This is a genomic window from Streptomyces sp. NPDC048473 (assembly GCF_043200155.1).
GTDB lineage: Bacteria > Actinomycetota > Actinomycetes > Streptomycetales > Streptomycetaceae > Streptomyces.
In genome coordinates this window covers 14,985-18,694 of record NZ_JBICXE010000077.1, presented here as the reverse complement: position 1 = coordinate 18,694, position 3,710 = coordinate 14,985, and the positions used below count along the sequence as shown (strand labels likewise).

The window sequence follows — 3,710 nt, the reverse complement described above, 5'->3', positions numbered from 1 at the left end:
ACAGACTCATTCCCACGGCCTTCGTGCTGGGTATGTGTGTTCCTTGGTCGGAGCACATGCTCAGCCGAAGGCCGCCTGCACGTACGGCAGTTACCGGTCCGAGTGATCAAGTACGACGAGTCGTTCGACCTCCGAGGTTAAAGATCAAGTTAGTTCGGAGAATGCTGCAACTACGAACGGCCAAAAGCCCGGCTGGCGGACAGTATCCGCCAGCCGGGCTAATCCCATGGCGTGGCTCCCGCAGACGTCCTGTTAGCCATTCTGCGGCATCGGCCACTCCCACGAGGGGGACGAACAGCAGGTTGCGTCTTACAGAGCCGTCTGTTTCAGGGTGCGGCCGAGGAGGGGGAGCAGGCGGTCCCAATGGCGCTGTAGTGCGGCGGGGTTGAAGGCATCGGTGTCGGACATGGTGAAGCCGTGGATGGTGCCGGGGTAGATCTCGGAGGTGTAGCCGACACCCGCGGCATCCAGGACCTGGTTGAGCTCGCCGAGAGCCTCGGGCGTCATGTCGGTTTCGGCGTGGCCGAGGTGGACCTCGGCGGTGAGGCGGTGCAGGCTGTCGGGCCCGTCGGCGCCCACGGGGCCGTGGAATCCGGCAACGGCGGCCACCTGGCCGGGGTGGGCCGCGGCGGTGCGCATCGCCAGGAGGCCGCCTATGCAGTAGCCGGTCACCGCGACCGGTCCGGCGCCGACCTCGGGCTGGGTGGTGAGGAACCTGAGGTAGGCGTCGGCGTCGCTCAGGACACGTTCGGCGGTGTGCGCCTCGATCAAGGGCATCAGCTGCGCGAAGAGCGCGGGCCGGACCTCTTCTCCGATGTGCTCGGGAAGTTCGATCACCGGTGCCGGGCCGTGCCGGTAGAAGAGGTTGGGGACGAGCACGTAGTACCCGTGCCCGGCCAGTTCGCAGGCCATCTCCCGCAGCACGGGCCGGATGCCGAAGCCGTCCGCGTACATCAGCACCCCTGGGTGCTCGCCACGGTCGGGGAAGGCGGCGAAAGCGTCGGCCTGGCCGTCCGCGGTGGGTATCTGCAACGTCTTGGTGGTCATGAATTTTCCTGTCGTGGTCGATGTGTCGAGCCTGTGATCAACACGACAGGAGGTGGAGCCCGCGCAGCAGCGCAAGATCCTCGATCGAACAGCGGGCCCGCACCGGCCCGTACAGCGCTCAGAAGAGCACCGGGTCACCAATCCGTGTGTGGCGCAACGCCGTCCCGGTAGTCATGGCCGCACAGAATAGCCCACCGGCCAAAAAGCCGACGGTACTTCGAAACACTCCCTGGTTCGGAGAATGGCGGCTCCTGGCCGAGCGCGCCCCCGACGACGCCACCGCCGAGGACGCCCTCAAGACGGCCCAGGCCGAGATCCTCGCCCAGCGCACCCGCATCGGCGAACTCCTCGGCCAGATGAGCGACTTGGAAGCCGAGTGGACCGAGGAAGCCATCCAGTGGATCCCCACCGGGAACACCACGCTCAAGCAACGGGTCCGCCAACTGACGGCCGACAACCGCACCCTCGACGAGCGACTCAAGGCCGCCCGCTCCAACCTCCGCTTCCAGGACCGGCGCGTCGCCGACCTCGAGGCCCGCATTGGCGCCCCGGGATCAGCGACGTGATGCGCGAAACCCCAGGAGGCGGTGCGGTCCGTGGAACTCAGCGGCCATTTGACCAACCGCCGGGCAGATCAGCTCGGTCACCTTCGCATGACGATCGGTTGCGCTTATCGTTGCCGCATAGCAGAAATGGTGTCCTCGGTTCAGGGAAAGCCCCCGGCACCCCGCTTCGCACCGGACACCCGTACCAGTCAGTCCATGCAGTCGTGGCATCCAGACAGGCAGGCAGGCTATGTCCGTTGACAAGTCGACACCTTCCTCTTCTTCCGTTGACGCGCGGGCAGCACAAGGCGTACAGGTAGGCGACGGCGGCGTTCAGGTCAACTACTTCGCCCCGCGCCCTGAGATCCTCCGGCCGTGGATGGCACCTGCACTGACCGGCCCCGTCACCGAGCGGCCGGATCTCTATGGTGCGTTGCTGGACAGCGTTACGCGGGACGGTAGCGGGCCGACAACGTTGACCACTGCGATCGAAGGTGCCGGCGGCTTCGGCAAGACCACGCTGGCAGCGCTGGTGTGCCACGCCCCCGAAGTGGCCAGCTGCTTCGCCGGGGGGCTGCTGTGGGTCACCGTCGGCGAGCGCAGTCAGGGCCCGCAACTGGCCGAAATGATCGGTGGGCTCTGCGAGGTGCTGTCCGGGGATGGAGTCAAGACCGTCGACCCTCGGGCTGCGGGAGGGCGGCTCGGGGAACTCCTGGACGCCCGGGACCCGGTCCTCCTGGTGATCGATGACATCTGGCGCCCCGAGCAGCTGGCACCGTTCATGATCGGCGGCCGGTCCTGCCGTCGGCTGATCACCACGCGCAATGCAGGCATCGCCCCTCGGCAGGGGGTCGCGATCCTCGTGGATGCGATGACGACCGGACAAGCGATCGCCACACTCACCGACGGTGTGGCCGACGTGCCCCGTGACCTACTGGCTCGTCTCATTGCGGTCACCGGTCACTGGCCACTGCTGCTGAGCCTTGTGAACGCCACGCTCACCGATCAGCTCGCCGCGGGCGCGGATGTGCGACAGGCGGTGGAGTGGGTACTCAGGCGCTTGGAGACCGACGGTCCTGCGGTGTTTGACGTGGATCTGTACGACCAGGACGGCCGAAGCCACGCTGTCGAAGCCACGGTGGAGGCCAGCTTGGCGCTGCTCTCGCCAGGTGAACGGGAACGCTACCTCGATCTGGCGGTTCTTCCCGAGGACACCCAACTTCCCGCCGAGCTGCTGTCCCGCCTCTGGGACACCACTGGGGGTATGTCCTTATCCGAGGCCGAGAGACTCCGCGCCCGGCTCGTACGTCTGAGGCTCGTCCTGCCGAGCTGGCAGGTCGGCGCCCCAGCAGTAGGGCTGCACGACATCCTGGGCTCTTTTCTGCGGCACCGGCTAGGAGACGAACAGCTCTCGATCCGCCATGAGGCGATGGTCAGGACAGCGGCGACGCTGCTTGCGGCCTCCTCGGAAACGGAAACACCGTGGTGGACCATTCCCGCGAACGCCGAGTACCTGTGGCGCCATCTGCCGCGCCATTTGACGTACTCCGGCCGGGGCACGGAACGCGACGCCCTGGTGTGCGATCTCCGATGGGTGGCAGCGAAGGCCACGAACCTCGGCTCATCGGTGCCCGTTGAAGTCGATCTCGCCGAAGTACCCACAGCGGTCGCAGAGTCCCTGCGGCGTTCACTCGGGACCATCACCCATCTCTTGACCCCGGGCGACCCGCCGACGACTCTGGATGGCACGCTGTACGGCTATCTCGCGGGCGTTCCGGAACTGAAAACACTCGCGGCCTCCTACCGTTCCCATCTGCCCCTGCCCCAACTCGTCCCGTCCTGGCCGCTCCCGGATCAGCCGAGTCCGAGCATCCTTCGAGTCCTGACCGGTCACGCCAGCGGAGTGAGCCATTGCTCCTTCTCACCGGACGGCGCACTCGTCGCCACCGCCGGCCACGACGAGACGATTCGCGTTTGGAATGTGCTGACAGGTGAACAGGTCCAGATCCTCACCGGCCACGCAGGCGCCGTTTCGACGTGCGTCTTCTCGCCGGACGGCGCCCTCATAGCAACCGCGGGGCATGACCTGACAGCCCGCCTGTGGGACGTGACGACCGG

Annotated in this window: 3 protein-coding genes; 2 read left to right on the top strand and 1 reads right to left on the bottom strand. The window is 66.7% G+C overall.

What is annotated here, in order from left to right; translation table 11 throughout:
• Positions 1 to 309: 309 nt before the first annotated feature.
• Complete coding sequence (locus ACGFU7_RS44625; RefSeq protein WP_393704212.1) at positions 310 to 1,047, bottom strand: dienelactone hydrolase family protein; 738 nt, start codon at positions 1,045 to 1,047, stop codon at positions 310 to 312.
• Positions 1,048 to 1,220: 173 nt separating this feature from the next.
• On the opposite strand from ACGFU7_RS44625, the gene ACGFU7_RS44620 reads away from it, so the two are divergent.
• Both ACGFU7_RS44620 and ACGFU7_RS44615 read left to right on the top strand, forming a co-directional pair.
• Positions 1,221 to 1,613 (top strand): hypothetical protein, encoded by a 393-nt coding sequence (locus ACGFU7_RS44620; protein ID WP_393704210.1) that lies wholly within the window; start codon positions 1,221 to 1,223, stop codon positions 1,611 to 1,613.
• Between the two features lie 454 nt (positions 1,614 to 2,067).
• Positions 2,068 to 3,710, top strand: a 1,643-nt coding sequence (locus tag ACGFU7_RS44615; protein WP_393704209.1) for an NB-ARC domain-containing protein, incomplete at its 3' end; no start/stop codon positions are given.

What these genes read in the sequence shown, in the direction of transcription:
- ACGFU7_RS44625 (WP_393704212.1), bottom strand. Translation starts at nt 1,047, where the DNA reads ATGACCACCAAGACGTTGCAGATACCCACCGCGGACGGCCAGGCCGAC.
- ACGFU7_RS44620 (WP_393704210.1), top strand. Translation starts at nt 1,221, where the DNA reads ATGGCCGCACAGAATAGCCCACCGGCCAAAAAGCCGACGGTACTTCGA.